Origin of the sequence: Caballeronia sp. NCF2 (assembly GCF_023631205.1) — a bacterium.
Taxonomy (GTDB): domain Bacteria; phylum Pseudomonadota; class Gammaproteobacteria; order Burkholderiales; family Burkholderiaceae; genus Caballeronia; species Caballeronia zhejiangensis.
In genome coordinates this window covers 188,585-203,359 of record NZ_JALQDN010000006.1, presented here as the reverse complement: position 1 = coordinate 203,359, position 14,775 = coordinate 188,585, and the positions used below count along the sequence as shown (strand labels likewise).

General features: G+C 62.6%; 12 protein-coding genes. 9 read left to right on the top strand and 3 right to left on the bottom strand.

Features of this window, described 5'->3' with window-relative positions:
* The first annotated feature begins 119 nt into the window (after positions 1 to 119).
* The 5 genes from NCS02_RS04395 to NCS02_RS04375 all read left to right on the top strand — a co-directional run bounded on the left by NCS02_RS04395 (position 120) and on the right by NCS02_RS04375 (position 5,493).
* Positions 120 to 806, top strand: a complete 687-nt coding sequence (locus NCS02_RS04395) for an ABC transporter permease (RefSeq protein ID WP_008350817.1) — start codon at positions 120 to 122, stop codon at positions 804 to 806.
* Between the two features lie 27 nt (positions 807 to 833).
* The gene (locus NCS02_RS04390) at positions 834 to 1,547 is read left to right on the top strand and encodes an ABC transporter permease (protein WP_008350819.1); all 714 of its coding nucleotides are present in this window, start codon (positions 834 to 836) and stop codon (positions 1,545 to 1,547) included.
* 25 nt (positions 1,548 to 1,572) lie between these two features.
* Positions 1,573 to 2,352 (top strand): ABC transporter ATP-binding protein, encoded by a 780-nt coding sequence (locus NCS02_RS04385; RefSeq protein ID WP_008350821.1) that lies wholly within the window; start codon positions 1,573 to 1,575, stop codon positions 2,350 to 2,352.
* 550 nt (positions 2,353 to 2,902) lie between these two features.
* The gene (locus tag NCS02_RS04380; RefSeq protein WP_008350822.1) at positions 2,903 to 4,051 is read left to right on the top strand and encodes a porin; all 1,149 of its coding nucleotides are present in this window, start codon (positions 2,903 to 2,905) and stop codon (positions 4,049 to 4,051) included.
* Positions 4,052 to 4,383: 332 nt separating this feature from the next.
* Positions 4,384 to 5,493, top strand: coding sequence for a porin (locus NCS02_RS04375; RefSeq protein WP_008350824.1), 1,110 nt, complete (start codon positions 4,384 to 4,386; stop codon positions 5,491 to 5,493).
* 78 nt (positions 5,494 to 5,571) lie between these two features.
* Here NCS02_RS04375 and NCS02_RS04370 read toward each other — a convergent pair whose 3' ends face one another.
* From NCS02_RS04370 to zwf, 3 genes are all read right to left on the bottom strand, one after another.
* Complete coding sequence (locus NCS02_RS04370; RefSeq protein WP_033536676.1) at positions 5,572 to 7,482, bottom strand: bifunctional transcriptional regulator/glucokinase; 1,911 nt, start codon at positions 7,480 to 7,482, stop codon at positions 5,572 to 5,574.
* The gene (pgl, locus tag NCS02_RS04365) at positions 7,463 to 8,173 is read right to left on the bottom strand and encodes a 6-phosphogluconolactonase (RefSeq protein WP_175981807.1); all 711 of its coding nucleotides are present in this window, start codon (positions 8,171 to 8,173) and stop codon (positions 7,463 to 7,465) included. The genes NCS02_RS04370 and pgl overlap by 20 nt, the downstream gene beginning before the upstream one ends.
* A gap of 128 nt (positions 8,174 to 8,301) precedes the next feature.
* Positions 8,302 to 9,762, bottom strand: a complete 1,461-nt coding sequence (gene zwf, locus NCS02_RS04360; protein WP_244807818.1) for a glucose-6-phosphate dehydrogenase — start codon at positions 9,760 to 9,762, stop codon at positions 8,302 to 8,304.
* A gap of 586 nt (positions 9,763 to 10,348) precedes the next feature.
* Here zwf and NCS02_RS04355 point away from each other — a divergent pair.
* The 4 genes from NCS02_RS04355 (at position 10,349) to NCS02_RS04340 (ending at position 14,711) form a co-directional block, all read left to right on the top strand.
* Positions 10,349 to 11,602, top strand: a complete 1,254-nt coding sequence (locus NCS02_RS04355; protein WP_008350833.1) for an ABC transporter substrate-binding protein — start codon at positions 10,349 to 10,351, stop codon at positions 11,600 to 11,602.
* Positions 11,603 to 11,857: 255 nt separating this feature from the next.
* The gene (locus NCS02_RS04350) at positions 11,858 to 12,715 is read left to right on the top strand and encodes a carbohydrate ABC transporter permease (RefSeq protein ID WP_235366287.1); all 858 of its coding nucleotides are present in this window, start codon (positions 11,858 to 11,860) and stop codon (positions 12,713 to 12,715) included.
* Positions 12,705 to 13,562, top strand: a complete 858-nt coding sequence (locus NCS02_RS04345; RefSeq protein WP_008350838.1) for a carbohydrate ABC transporter permease — start codon at positions 12,705 to 12,707, stop codon at positions 13,560 to 13,562. Before NCS02_RS04350 ends, NCS02_RS04345 begins: the two co-directional genes overlap by 11 nt.
* A gap of 30 nt (positions 13,563 to 13,592) precedes the next feature.
* A complete protein-coding gene (locus NCS02_RS04340) occupies positions 13,593 to 14,711 on the top strand; it encodes an ABC transporter ATP-binding protein (protein ID WP_008350840.1) in 1,119 nt (372 codons plus the stop codon).
* Positions 14,712 to 14,775 lie beyond the last annotated feature (64 nt).

Here is a 14,775-nt window from a genome sequence, read left to right as displayed (position 1 = left end):
GCATCGGAAACGTTGGCAGGGTTAGCAGCAGCGGCTGCTCGCAATTTTGGCCATCTAGAATACCGACCGCCGCGCTCGTCACACTCCATGCACGTCAGGCACCTTACCAAGGAATCACCATGTTGCAAGGCTACGGTCCGCTGATCCTCGCGGGCACCTGGCAGACCGTCAAGCTGGCGGTGCTGTCGCTCGTGTTCGCCTTCGTGATCGGCCTGATCGGCGCGGCGGCGAAGCTGTCGAAGAACCGCGTCGCGTCGGGCGTCGGCACCGTCTACACGACGCTCATCCGCGGCGTGCCCGATCTCGTGCTGATGCTGCTGCTCTTCTACAGCATCCAGATCTGGCTGAATCTCTTCACCGACGCGATGGGCTGGGATCAGATCGACATCGATCCATTCCTCGCCGGCATTCTGGTGCTCGGCTTCATCTACGGCGCGTATTTCACCGAAACCTTCCGCGGCGCGTTTCTTTCCGTGCCGCGCGGCCAGCTCGAAGCGGGCGCGGCCTACGGCATGACGCCGTGGCAGACCTTCGCGCGCATCATGTTTCCGCAGATGATGCGTTTCGCGCTGCCGGGCATCGGCAACAACTGGCAGGTGATGGTCAAGGCGACGGCGCTCGTGTCGATCATCGGTCTCGCGGACGTCGTCAAGGCCTCGCAGGACGCGGGCAAGGGCACGCTGCGTTTCTTCTTCTTCACGCTGCTCGCGGGCGCGATCTATCTCGCGATCACCACGATCTCGAATCTCGTGCTGATCTGGCTGGAGCGGCGCTATTCCATCGGCGTGCGCAAGGCCGACCTCTAATCGGTCCATTACAGGGCGGCAGGGATCATGATCGAAATCATCCAGGAATACTGGAAGAATTACCTCTTCACCGACGGCTACCGCATCACCGGTCTCGCGATCACGATGTGGCTGCTCGTCATCTCCATCGGCCTCGGCTTTTGTCTTTCGGTGCCGCTCGCGGTCGCGCGGGTGTCGAAGAACAAGCTGCTCTCGCGTTCGGTGTGGCTCTATACCTACGTGTTTCGCGGCACGCCGCTCTATGTGCAATTGCTGCTCTGCTACACGGGCCTGTATAGCCTCCAGGTCGTGCGCGATCACATGCTGCTTTCCGAGTTCTTCAGAAGCGGGATGAACTGCACGCTGCTCGCGTTCACGCTGAATACGTGCGCCTACACCACCGAGATTTTCGCCGGCGCGATCAAGGCGACGCCCTACGGCGAAATCGAAGCCGCGCGCGCGTATGGCATGTCGAGCTTCACGCTGTATCGGCGCGTGATTCTTCCGTCGGCGTTGCGGCGCGCGCTGCCTTACTACAGCAACGAAGTCATTCTGATGCTGCACGCGACCACCGTCGCGTTCACGGCGACCGTGCCGGACATCCTCAAGATCGCGCGCGATGTCAACTCGGCGACGTATCAGTCGTTCGAGGCGTTCGGCCTCGCCGCCCTGCTCTACCTCTGCATTTCGTTCGCGCTCGTGTGGCTGTTCCGCCGCGCCGAGCATCGCTGGCTCGCTTATTTGCGGCCGCAAGGCAAATAAGTTCACCGCCGCTCAAGGACCGTTCATGATTTCCCAGCAGCACAAGCTTTTCGTCGATGACATTCACAAGCAGTACGGCAGCAACGAAGTTCTCAAGGGCGTGTCGCTGAAGGCGAAGGCCGGCGACGTCATCAGCATCATCGGGTCGTCGGGCTCGGGCAAGAGCACGATGCTGCGCTGTATCAACTTTCTCGAACAGCCGAATCAGGGGCGCATCTTCGTCGACGGGAAAGAAGTCCGCACGATGAAGGACAAGACCGGCGCGCTGAAGGCGGCGGACGCGCAGCAATTGCGGCAGGTTCGCTCGAAACTGTCGATGGTCTTCCAGCACTTCAATCTCTGGTCGCACATGAACGTGCTGGAGAACGTGATCGAGGCGCCCGTCAACGTGCTCGGACTTTCGCGGAAAGAAGCGGAGGAGCGCGCGCGTACCTATCTGGAGAAAGTCGGGCTCGCGCCGCGCGTGGAGAAGCAGTACCCGTCGCATCTGTCGGGCGGGCAGCAGCAGCGCGTGGCCATCGCGCGGGCGCTCGCGATGCATCCCGATGTCATGCTCTTCGACGAGCCGACCTCCGCGCTCGATCCGGAGCTCGTCGGCGAAGTGCTGAAGGTGATGCAGACGCTCGCCGAGGAAGGCCGCACGATGATAGTCGTCACGCACGAGATGGCGTTCGCGCGCAACGTGTCGAACCATGTGGTCTTTCTGCATCAGGGGCGCATCGAGGAAGAAGGCCATCCGGATGCCGTGTTCGGCAACACGAAGAGCGAGCGCCTGAAGCAGTTTCTGTCGGGCAGCCTGAAGTAAGCGATCGCTGCCGGAAGCAGCCTTCCACTCCAAAAAAAGCGTCCGTGAGGCGCTTTTTTTACGCCCGGCCGCAAGGCTTTAGACCTCTTTCGCGCCCTGACTCGACCTAGCGCCGCGGCGAGCGCGCGTCAATAGGCGACAAACCTGACCCCGAAACTTACATGCCGCTGAAGCCCTGATGGAATAAGGCTTTGCGGCGTATTTCCCATCCTGTGGGTCGACTGCCTAGCACATGGGCATTGCATTTTTGACACAAACGGTCGGCGATCGTCATTTTTCTTTGGCGACCATAACGTAATTTGTTAAATTGGTAACGAAAGTACCAAAACGAAGTACACAAAAAGTAGTTTTACTTCAAAAGTCCAAAAGAAACTGAGGAACGGCACCGATCGACGGATCGGGGTCAGATTCGCGCCCACGACGTGCGAATCGTCACTAGCACTACAGCCCGCGCGTGTCCTTCCTCTGAAAACATTTTCGGTTGGGTGCGCTCGCATCGAACCACACAGCAGCACTTGGGTTCTATTTCTTGACAGGGTTGGAGGAGATGATGAAGAAAGCTTTGCTCGCGTCGGCAGCACTGCTGGCGTTCAGCGCGGGGGCGCACGCTCAGAGCAGCGTGACGCTGTATGGCCGCCTGGACGCGGGGCTCGAATACATGAACGGTGTGCCGACCGGTCCGGCCGGCGCGCCCGCCACCGGCTCTTCGCACCGCTTCAAGGCGGAAAGCGGCGATTGGGGCACGAGCTTGTGGGGTTTGAAGGGCGTCGAAGATCTGGGCGGCGGCTATCGCGCCGTGTTCCAGTTGGAAGGCAGCTTCAACACCATGACGGGTCAAGGCCCGGGCGGCGGCGGCCTCTTCAATCGCTGGGCGACGGTCGGTATCGCGAACAATCAGTTCGGTACGCTGTTGCTGGGTCGTGAACTCTTCATCGCCAACGGCGTATGGGACTTCGATCCGTTCGGTCAGTCGAACTGGTCGTCCGCATCGCTGGTGCGTGGCCGCAACTGGCCGCAGTCGAGCAACAACATTTCGTACCAGTCGCCGAAGTTCGCGGGTTTCGACTTCTACGGTCAGTACTCGCTCTCGAACGCGACGAACTGGAACGGTAACGGCACGACGCCGCAAGGCCGCGAAGCGGGCGCGTACATCACGTACACGACGCCCCTCTTCCAGATTCGCGGTATGTACGACGAAATCCGCAACCCGGCAAACGGTACGCTCGGCGGCGCGTACAACCCGATCGACGGCGGCTCGGGCGGCAACGGCGTCTATGCGTACTCGCGCGAGTACACGGCGATGTTCAACCTGTTCCTCGGTCAGTTCAAGGTACAGGGCGCTTATCAGGCAATCCGCAGCTCGGGCATGACGGGCCAGTTGCCCGGCCAGCCGACCACGCTCGATCACGAATGGGGCGGCGTGACGTGGCAAGCCACGCCGGCAGCAGCGCTGATCGCGGCGGTGTACCACGTCAACGGCAACAACGGCGCGGGTAACGCGACCATCTACACGGTCGGCGGCTCGTACAACCTGTCCAAGCGCACGCTGCTCGACCTGCAGGTTGCGACGGTGCAGAACAGCAAGGCCGCGAACTACGGTCTGAACGCCAACAACTATGGCTCGGCTGCTTCGACGGACAACCCGTTCCCTGGCCACAGCCAGACGGGCGTGTACGCAGGTATCCAGCACTCGTTCTAAGCAACGGGTCTGACAGAAAAGTCTTTTAGAAGGTTTTCACGCTGCTGCGAGAGGCGCGTATCGGTGCGGTGCCCGAAAGGGTATCGCACCGTTTTTTATTGGATCGCGAGACTTTCGGGCGTTTGCAGTTGGGCATAACGAACGTCGATGCCGACGGTATCCTGCCCGCGCACGACATTTGTCAACTCGGCAACTAAAACTACAAAACCGGGCATCCGACAAAGTAGTTCTACTTCACAATCCCTCCGAATTCGAGAAATGACGCGGATCGCGGCGTGATCGCGATGCCTCGTCATGCACATGTTTTCTTTGACAGCGTTTTGGAGGGGATGATGAAGAAGGTATTGCTCGCGTCGGCAGCACTCATGGCGTTCAGCGCAGCGGCACATGCACAGAGCAGCGTGACGCTGTACGGCCGCATCGACGCGGGACTCGAATACATGAGCGGCGTGCCCGACGGCGCCGGCGGCAGCACGCATCGTTTTCGCGCCGAAAGCGGCGATTGGGGCACGAGCCTGTGGGGCATCAAGGGCGCCGAGGACCTGGGCGGCGGCAACCGCGCCGTTTTCCGGCTGGAAAACGGCTTCAACGCGATGAACGGCCAGGCGCAAGGCAACCTCTTCAATCGCTGGGCGACGGTCGGTATCGCCAACGATCAGTTCGGTACGGTTCTGCTCGGCCGTGAGCTCTTCATCTCGAACGGCATATGGGACTTCGATCCGTTCGGTCAGTCGAACTGGTCGTCGGCATCGCTGGTGCGTGGCCGCAACTGGCCGCAGTCGAGCAACAACATTTCGTATCAGTCGCCGAAGTTCGCGGGCTTCGATTTCTACGGCCAGTACGCGCTGTCCAACGCGACCAACTGGAACGGCAACGGCACCACGCCGCAGGGCCGTCAGGCCGGTGCGCAGATCACCTACACATCGCCGCTGTTTCAGGTGCGCGGCATCTACGACGAGATCCGCAACCCGGCGAACGGCACGCTCGGCGGTGACTACAGCACGGGCAACGGTGCCTACGCCTACTCGCGCGAATACACGGCGATGTTCAACGTGTTCCTCGGCCAGTTCAAGCTGCAGGGCGGCTATCAGGCGATCCGCACGTCCGGCATGACGAACCTGCTGCCCGGCCAGCCGAGCACGCTCGATCACGAATGGGGCGGCGTGACGTGGCAAGCCACGCCGGCAGCGGCGCTGATCGGCGCGGTGTATCACGTGAACGGCAACAACGGCGCGGGCAACGCGACCATCTATTCGGTCGGCGGTTCGTACAACATCTCGAAGCGCACGCTGTTCGACATTCAGATCGCCACGGTGCGCAACAGCAGCACCGCGAACTACGGCCTGAACGCCAACAACTACGGCACGTCGGCGGCGACGGACAACCCGCTCGTCGGACACAGCCAGTCGGGCGTGTACGCGGGCATCCAGCACTCGTTCTGACGCGCCGGTTCGATCCGCAAGACAAAGGGCCGCCGATTCGCATCGGCGGCCCTTCGTTCATCGCGCTTCGAAAGCGCTTCAGTCGCGCGCCATTCCCGATGCGCCGTGGCTCAGCCAGTCGAGCACGGCGGCGGCGTCATCGTCGCTCGACTGACGCGCCTTCGCGACCGTCTCGCTGATCTTCGCGCCGGGCTTCGGCGCGGCACGGCGAATCGCGACGCCGACCGCGAGAATGTCGATGATGACGAGGTGCAGAATGCGCGAGATCATCGAAAGCTGCGACTCGCGGATCTCGATGTGATCCGTCTCCAGCGCGACCGTCGCGCGCTTGGCGAGCGGCGTGTTGCTCGACGTAATAGCGATGACCGTCGCGCCTTGCTGCATCGCCACTTCGAGCACGCGCAGCAGTTCCGGCGCGCGCCCCGACTTCGACACCGCCACGATCACATCGCCCTTGCCGAGCAGCGCCGCGGACGCCGCCTGCATGTACAGGTCGCCGTACGCGATCGTCGGAATGCCGAAGCGGAAGAACTTGTAGTGCGCGTCCTGCGCGACGATATTCGAATTCCCGAGCCCGTAGAACTCGATGCGCCGCGCGCCGTTGAGGATATCGATCGCGCGCTCGACGTTCTCGAAGTTCAGATGCTCGCGCAACTGCAGGATCGCCGACACGGTGTTGTCGAGCACCTTCGCGCCGAAGTCCGTGGCCGTATCGCCGAGATGCACCTGGCTGTGGCTCACCGGAATGGTGCCGGTCAAGCCGGTCGCGAGCTTCAGCTTGAAGTCGGACAAGCCCTGGCAGCCGAGCGAGCGGCAAAAGCGGATTACCGTCGGCTGGCTGACGTCGGCCTTGCGCGCGATGTCGATGATCGGATCGTTGATGATCGAGCGCGGATGATTCAGCGCGAGATCGGCGACGCGCCGCTCGGCGGGCGTCAGCGCGTCACGCATCTGGCGGATGCGTTCGAACACGGCCGACGAACCGCTGTTCGCGCGATTCGACAACTGTTCCGACAAAATCGCCGACACGCCGAGAAACGCCGGATATTCCGCCGTGATGATGTACGTCGGAATGCCCGACAGATACTGCTGGAAGCGCCCTTTCGACTCGAAGCGCTCGCGAAACGGCGACTTGTGGAACAGCTCGCCGAGCTTCAGCACGATGCCGCCGCCGATGTAAATGCCGCCCAGCGCGCCCAGCGTCACCGCGATATTGCCCGCGAACGTGCCGAGGATCGCGCAGAAACAGTTCACCGTTTCGAGCGCGAGCGGCTCGCCTTGCAGCGCGCGCGTCGTGACATCGGCGGCGGTGAAGGTGTCGGCGACCGTGACGTTGTCGCGCTCCGCGAACGCCCGGTAGATCAGCTCCAGCCCCTGCCCCGCGCACACGCGCTCGAACGAGACGTGCGGAAACTTGCGGCGCGCATAGCGGGTGACGAGGTCTTCGTTCTCGTCGAACGGCGAAAACGTCGCGTGACCGCCTTCGCTGCCGAGCGCGATCCAGCGATCGTCCGCCGGAATCAGCCCGGAGACGCCCAAACCCGTGCCGGGGCCGAGCAGACCGATCACGCTGTTCTGCCGCCGCGAGCCGCCGCCGACCTGTTCGCGCTGGGCGTCGGTCAGGCCGGGCAGCGCCATCGCGAGCGCGGTGAAGTCGTTCACGACGAGCAGCGTGTCGAAGCCGAGCGCGCGGCGCGTCGCCTCGATCGAGAAGCTCCAGTCGTGATTGGTCATCTTCACGTGATCGCCGTCGACCGGATTCGCGATCGCGATCGCCGCATGATTGACGCGGCCGACCTTCGTGTCCTTCAGATACTGCTGCATCACCTCCGCGATGCCGGGGTAATCGGCCCCCGGATACACGCGGATCTGCCCGATCTCGCCGGTTGCGGTCTCCAGCGCGAAGCGCGCGTTCGTGCCGCCGATGTCGGCCAGAAGCCGCGGTCCGTCGGCGTGCTGAGCCGCTGTCTTATGCACACCAGTAGACATCGAGCTTCACTCCTTCAGCGTGGGCCAGCGTCGAGATGGCGTTTTTTTGCGGCGCGGCGAGCGCCGCGTTCAGGACGTCGAGTTTCTTCTGCCCGGCGATGAACAGATACAACTGCCCGATCTGCTTGAGCGCCGACATCGACAGGCTCACGCGCGCATGCGGCGCCGCGCCCGGATGCACGGCGATGAACCGGTCCGGCGTGGAGATCGCGAAATCCCATTCGGGCGCGTCGGCGAAAATCGAGGCCGTGTGGCCGTCCTCGCCCATGCCGAGCACGGCCACGTCCGGCAGACGGCGGCGCGGATCGGCGTTCAGTTCGGCGATGTGCGCCTCGAGCGGCTTGGCCGTATCGACGAGCGGCAGGAAATACGCCGACGCCGCCGCGTTCTGCAGCAGCGTGTCGCGCACGAGCTGCGCGTTGCTCGCGGAATCGGTTTCGGGCACCCAGCGGTCGTCGACGAGCGTCACGTCGATGTGCGCCCAGTCGAGCGGCTCGCGCGAGAGCGACTGCAAGAACGGTTTCGGACTCGTGCCGCCCGAGACCGCCAGCGTGGCGTGAGCGGTTTGTCCGGCGGCATCGGCCGATGCCGCGCCTCTTGCCGCGAGGGACGCTTTCAGCGCGTCGCTCACGGCTTTCGCCAGCGCGTTCGAATGGGCGCGCGGATCGTCGAAAGTATGAAGCTCGATCACTGCTCCTCCTGCTTGTTCTGGTTTATCGATCCGCTTTCTGTTCGCGCCGTCGCAATGACGGGCGAAGCGGTGTCCTGAATCTTCGTGCGCGCCGCGCGCCTCTTGCGGGCTGCGTCGGCGTCACTCCCTCAATTCTCTTCTTCCAGCCAGCATGTGCCCGCCTGCGCGAGCATCGCGCTCGATGCCGCCGGTCCCCACGTGCCCGCCGCATACGGCTTCGGCTTGCTGGTCGCCGATGCCCACGCGTTCAGGATCGGCTCGACCCAGCGCCACGCCGCTTCCTGCTCGTCGCGCCGCACGAAAAGCGCGAGGCGGCCGTGAATCACATCGAGCAGAAGCCGCTGATACGCCTCCATCTGTCCTTCCTTGAAGAACTGATCGAACGCGAGATCCAGATGCACGCTCGCGAGGTTCATGCCCTCGCCCGGCTGCTTCGCCAGGCAGTAGAGACGAATCGACTCGTTCGGCTGCAACCGGATCACGAGACGGTTCGCGCCCGCGCGCAATGCGTTCGCGCCGAGCGCCGAATGCGGCACCGCGCGGAAATTCACGACGATCTCCGCGACGCGATCCGCGAGCCGCTTGCCGGTGCGCAGGAAAAACGGCACGCCCGCCCAACGCCAATTCTCGATCTCCACCTTCAGAGCGACGAAAGTTTCCGTCGTGCTGTCGGGGCGCACGCCCGGCTCGGTCACGTACGCGGGCACCGCCGTACCGCGGATCACACCCGCATGATATTGCCCGCGCACCGCGACGCGGCTGATGTCGCGCTCGTCGACGGGCTTGAGCGCGCGCAGCACGCGCAGTTTCTCGTCGCGCACGGAGTCGGAGTCCATCGAGTGCGGCGGCTCCATCGTCACGATGGAAAGCAACTGGAGCAAGTGGTTCTGCACCATGTCGCGCAGCGCGCCCGTATTGTCGTAGAAGTCGCCGCGCGCTTCCACGCCCAGTTCCTCGGCGATCGTGATCTGGATGCTCTCGACCCATTCCCGCCGCCACAGCGGCTCGAAAAGCGCGTTGCCGAAGCGCAGCGCGAGCAGGTTCTGCACCGGCTCCTTGCCGAGATAGTGATCGATCCGATAGATCTGCTCTTCCTGGAAGATTTCGCCGACGGCGTCGTTGATCGCGTTCGACGACTTCAGGTCGTAGCCGAGCGGCTTTTCGAGCACGATGCGCGCGTTCTGGTTCAGGCCGACATCGGCCAGCGCCCGGCAGATCGGCACGAACAGCGACGGCCCCGTCGCCAGATAGAAGACGCGCGTGCCGTCGAACCGGGCGAGCGCGTCGCGCAAGACGACGAAGTCCTCCGGACGTCCCAGGTCCAGCCCGACGTACTCGAAGCGCTCGATGAAGCTCTGCCACGCGGCTTCATCGATGCCGTTCTTCGCTACATGCGGCTTCACGTGATCCTCGACCCACGCGCGGTATTCCTCTTGCTGCTTGGCCTCGCGCGCGACCGAGACGATTCTGCCCGCCGGATTGAGCATGCCCGCGCGATGCGCCTCGAAGAGCGCGGGAAGAATCTTGCGCATGGAGAGGTCGCCGGTGCCGCCGAAGAGTACGAAGGTGAAGTTCGAGTCGCTTTGCATGAGTCTCTACGTGGGTTCGAGAGCGGATGTGAGTCGAATCGGGGCGAGTCGCCCGGGTGACTACGGATGACAGCGTAGTCCGATAAAATTTTTTTTGACACTGAATTGTAGTTTAACTACAATCCAAATCAAGAGGAAATGTCATCTACAGAAAATTGCCAAAGTCAATCAGACAAGTCTGGTGACGAGCTTTTTTACAGATGATCGTTCTGAGCGCATGTTAACGGAGCGCGCGGCGCGCCGCTTTCCACGGAAAGCGCCCCTTGCGGCTCACGATCGTTCAGGCCTCGCGCCTCGCCGTCGAGTGCGTCTTTCGGGGCAACGCTCGAACGAACGGGTAAAAATCAAAAGAGGAGACAGCCGTTGCGATTCAACCCACTCATCTCTTGAGCGCCGTGCGGCCGACTATCGGTCTGCCGGCCCGGCACGTCGCGTCCGTCGTGACTCGCGCCTGCCGCATCCCCGCCGACACCGCCGATTCCCGGCCATCCAGTTTTGCCGTTTTTTCGACCACCGCTTCTTAGCCATGCTTCTGGCTGCATCGGGAGCCAATCGTTTCTTGTCAGGTGTCTGGAGGAGATAAACAATGAAAGTCCGTAAGCTCATGGGCGCGCTGTGCGCCGCAGGTCTTCTGTGCGGCGCGACGGCGTCGGCGGTTCAGGCTGCCGAGGCCGTTTCCGTGTTGCACTGGTGGACGTCCGGCGGCGAATCCAAGGCTGTCGGCGTGCTCAAGGACGACATGACGAAGCAGGGTTACACCTGGAAGGACTTCGCTGTCGCGGGCGGTGCGGGCGCGGCCGCGATGACCGCGCTGAAGACGCAGGTCATCTCGGGCAACGCGCCGTCGGCGGCGCAGATCAAGGGTCCGCTGATCCAGGAATGGGCCGAGCAAGGCGTCCTCGTGCCGATCGATTCCGTCGCGGGCGACTGGAAAAAGAACCTGCCGCCGGAAATCGACAAGATCATCCACGCCGACGGCCACTACGTCGCCGCGCCCTTCTCGGTGCATCGCGTGAACTGGCTGTACATCAACAAGGCCGCGCTCGACAAGGCGGGCGGCAAGGTCCCGACCAACTGGAACGAGTTCTTCCAGGTCGCCGACAAGATGAAGGCCGCGGGCATCATGCCGATCGCGATGGGCGGCCAGCCGTGGCAGGACCTGACGCTGTGGGAAGACGTCGTGCTGTCGCAGGGCGCGGACTTCTACAAGAAGGCGATCGTCGATCTCGATCAGAAGACCTTGACCTCGGACAAGATGGTTCAGGTGTTCGACACGGTCCGCAAGATCCAGGGCTACTTCGATAGCGGCCGCACGGGCCGCGACTGGAACCTCGCGACCGCGATGGTCATCAACGGCAAGGCCGGCATGCAGTTCATGGGCGACTGGGCGAAGGGCGAATTCGCCGGCGCCGGCAAGAAGGCGGGCACGGACTACGTGTGCGCGCCGGTGCCGGGCACGGAGAAGGCCTACACGTTCAACGTCGACTCGTTCGTGTTCTTCCAGCAGAAGGGCCAGAAGGCTGCGACGCCGGGCCAGCTCGCGCTCGCGAAGACCATCATGACGCCGGAATTCCAGGAGCAGTTCAGTCTGAACAAGGGGTCGATCCCGGTGCGTCTCGGCGTCCCGATGGATAAGTTCGACGACTGCGCGAAGAAGTCCTACGCTGATGAACAGACGGCGATCAAATCGGGCGGCTATGTTCCGTCGCTCGCGCACGGCATGGCTCAGGGCGATGCCGTCGCCGGCGCGATGACCGACGTCGTGACGAAGTTCATGAATTCGTCGCAGGATTCGAAGAGCGCGGTTGCCGCACTCGCGAACGCCGCCAAGACGAAGTAAGGCCGCATCCGCCCGGCGCGTGTGCGAAAGGCATGCGCCGGGCGGGGCAAGACAGAGCAGGACTGCATCTGTAACGTCGCAACATTTCAGCGCCAGCAGGCATTCGCCACAGAAGCGCCAGTCAGTGCACCTAAACGCACGAAAAGCGCCGGCGCATCTTCCAGGAGTCGAGTCGTGACTGCCTCCATCGCCGCGGACAAGAAACCGCAAAACCCGCCCCGTCGCGCGTCACCGACGGCGGCGCTCGCCGATCGCATGATTCCGAAGCTGGTGCTCGCTCCCAGCGTCGTGATCGCGCTCGTTTTCGTGTACGGCTTCATCGCCATTACCGGGTATCTGTCGCTTTCCGAATCGCGGCTCATGCCGCGCTACGATTTCGCGGGCTTCGACCGCTACAAACAGCTTTTCGCCAACGACGTCTGGTGGACTTCCGCCGCCAACCTCGGCTGGTTCGGCATTCCGTTCATCGGGATTTGCGTGTTCCTCGGCCTTTTCCTTGCGATCCTTCTCGACCAGAAGATCCGCAACGAAGGTGCATTGCGCGCGGTCTTCCTCTATCCGATGGCGCTTTCGTTCATCGTGACCGGCACCGCGTGGCAGTGGATTCTGAACCCCGGCCTCGGTCTTGAGAAAGTATTTCATGACTGGGGCTGGACGAGTTTCTCGTTCAACTGGCTCGGCGACCCGGACAAGGCGATTTTCTGCGTCGTGATCGCCGCGGTGTGGCAATCGACGGGCTTCGTGATGGCGCTCTTCCTCGCCGGTCTGCGCGGCGTCGACGGCGAAATTTTCAAGGCCGCGCAAGTCGATGGCGCGACGCTGCCGACCATCTACCGCAAGATCGTGATTCCGAGCATGCGCCCGGTGTTCTTCTCCGTGCTGCTGATCCTCTGCCACATCACGATCAAGACCTTCGACCTCGTCGTCGCGTTGACGGCGGGCGGTCCGGGCACGTCGTCGTCGCTGCCGGCAATCTTCATGTACACGTTCTCGTTCAATCGCGGGCAACTGGGCGTGGGCGCCGCATCGTCGATGATGATGCTCGCCACCGTCGTCGCCGTGCTCGTGCCGCTCATGTATCTCGAATCGAGGAGCACCCGCAATGCAGCCTAAGATGACCCTGAGCCGCGCCGTCATCTACGCGGTGCTCATACTTTTCGCGCTCTACTTCCTGTTCCCGATCTACGTGATGCTGTCGACGTCGTTCAAGGATCTCGACCAGCTTCGCACGGGCAATCTGCTCACGCCGCCGACGCACTTCACGTTCGCGCCGTGGGTCAAAGCGTGGCAGGAAGCGTGTACCGGCGTGCGCTGCGACGGCATGGAGCCGTTCTTCATGAACTCGGTCCGCATGGTGATCCCCGCCGTGCTGATCTCGTCGTTCATCGGCGCGTTCAACGGCTACGTGCTCACGCACTGGCGCTTCCGCGGCGCGGACGCCATCTTCACGATGCTGCTCGTCGGCTGCTTCATCCCCTTCCAGGCGATCCTTCTTCCGATGGCGCGTCTGCAGGGCTTTCTCGGCCTTTCGAACACGACGACCGGCCTCGTGCTCGTGCATGTGATCTACGGCATCGCGTTCACGACGATGTTCTTCCGCAACTTCTACGTGAGCATTCCGGCCGAGCTCGTGAAGGCGGCGCGCATCGACGGCGCAGGTTTCTTCACCATTTTCACGAAGATTCTGCTGCCGGTGTCGCTGCCGATCTTCATGGTGTGCCTGATCTGGCAATTCACGCAGATCTGGAACGATTTCCTGTTCGGTATCGTGTTTTCGGGCGTGGATTCCATGCCGATCACGGTGGCGCTGAACAACCTCGTGAACACATCGACGGGCGTGAAGGAATACAACGTCGACATGGCCGGCGCGATCATCGCCGCATTGCCGACGATCCTCGTCTACATGATCGCGGGACGTTATTTCGTGCGCGGGCTGACGGCCGGCGCGGTGAAGGGTTAAACGAGCAGTATCGAGAGATAGAGGATTCACATGGCAAGCCTTTCCATCCGTGACGTGTACAAGACCTACCCGAACGGGGTGCCGGTTCTCAAGGGCGTCAATATCGATATCGAGGACGGTCAGTTCCTGATCCTCGTCGGCGGCTCGGGCTGCGGCAAGTCGACCCTGCTGAACATGATCGCGGGTCTGGAGACCGTGACCCGTGGCGACATCATGATCGACGGCAAGACGGTCAACGACCTCTCGCCGAAGGACCGCGATATCGCGATGGTGTTCCAGTCCTACGCGCTCTACCCTTCGATGAGCGTGCGCGACAACATCTCGTTCGGTCTCAACATTCGCAAGGTGCCGAAGGACGAGCAGAAGAAGATCGTCGATCGCGTGTCGGAGACGCTGCAGATCGGTCATCTGCTCGATCGCAAGCCGGGGCAACTGTCGGGCGGGCAGCGTCAGCGCGTCGCGATGGGCCGCGCCCTCGCACGCGATCCGGTGATGTTCCTGTTCGACGAGCCGCTTTCGAACCTCGACGCGAAGCTGCGCATCGAGATGCGTTCGGAGATCAAGCTCTTGCATCAGCGCCTCGGCACGACGATCGTCTACGTGACGCACGATCAGATCGAAGCGATGACGCTCGGCGATCGCATCGCGGTGATGAAGGACGGCATCGTGCAGCAGTTCGGCGCGCCGCAGGAGATTTACGATTCGCCGTCGAATCTGTTCGTCGCGGGCTTTATCGGCGCGCCGCCGATGAACTTCATCACGGGCAAGCTCGTCGAGTCGGGTTCGGGCGTCGGTTTGCAACTCGATACGGGCGTCACGCAGAAGGTGCTGAATCTGCCGTTCGATGCGGGTCGTTTGCGCAGCAAGGTCGGGCAGGATGTGATTCTGGGCCTGCGTCCGGAGCGCATCACCGATTCGCGCAGCGCGCACGATGTGTCGGATGCGAGCCTGCAGCCGGTCGACGTGCGCGTCGACGTGATCGAGCCGACCGGCCCGGACACGCTCGTGTTCGCGCAGGTGAACGGCAAGCGCGTCGTGTCGCGCGTGCACCCTGCGAGCAATCCGCAGCCGATGACGAACATGACCCTGCTGTTCGATGTGTCGAAGGCCGTGCTGTTCGATCCGCAGACGGAAGAGCGGCTGGCTTGAGTCTGCCTGGTCGTTGAAGTTGAAAGCCGCGCTGATGCGCGGCTTTTTCATTGCGCCGCCATAA

Bases quoted from the DNA above. Each gene is read 5' to 3' on its own strand.
- NCS02_RS04345 (WP_008350838.1), top strand. From the start codon at position 12,705: ATGCAGCCTAAGATGACCCTGAGCCGCGCCGTCATCTACGCGGTGCTC.
- NCS02_RS04340 (WP_008350840.1), top strand. From the start codon at position 13,593: ATGGCAAGCCTTTCCATCCGTGACGTGTACAAGACCTACCCGAACGGG.
- NCS02_RS04380 (WP_008350822.1), top strand. From the start codon at position 2,903: ATGAAGAAAGCTTTGCTCGCGTCGGCAGCACTGCTGGCGTTCAGCGCG.
- NCS02_RS04395 (WP_008350817.1), top strand. From the start codon at position 120: ATGTTGCAAGGCTACGGTCCGCTGATCCTCGCGGGCACCTGGCAGACC.
- NCS02_RS04370 (WP_033536676.1), bottom strand. From the start codon at position 7,482: ATGTCTACTGGTGTGCATAAGACAGCGGCTCAGCACGCCGACGGACCG.
- NCS02_RS04350 (WP_235366287.1), top strand. From the start codon at position 11,858: ATGATTCCGAAGCTGGTGCTCGCTCCCAGCGTCGTGATCGCGCTCGTT.
- NCS02_RS04390 (WP_008350819.1), top strand. From the start codon at position 834: ATGATCGAAATCATCCAGGAATACTGGAAGAATTACCTCTTCACCGAC.
- zwf (WP_244807818.1), bottom strand. From the start codon at position 9,762: ATGCAAAGCGACTCGAACTTCACCTTCGTACTCTTCGGCGGCACCGGC.
- NCS02_RS04385 (WP_008350821.1), top strand. From the start codon at position 1,573: ATGATTTCCCAGCAGCACAAGCTTTTCGTCGATGACATTCACAAGCAG.
- NCS02_RS04375 (WP_008350824.1), top strand. From the start codon at position 4,384: ATGAAGAAGGTATTGCTCGCGTCGGCAGCACTCATGGCGTTCAGCGCA.
- NCS02_RS04355 (WP_008350833.1), top strand. From the start codon at position 10,349: ATGAAAGTCCGTAAGCTCATGGGCGCGCTGTGCGCCGCAGGTCTTCTG.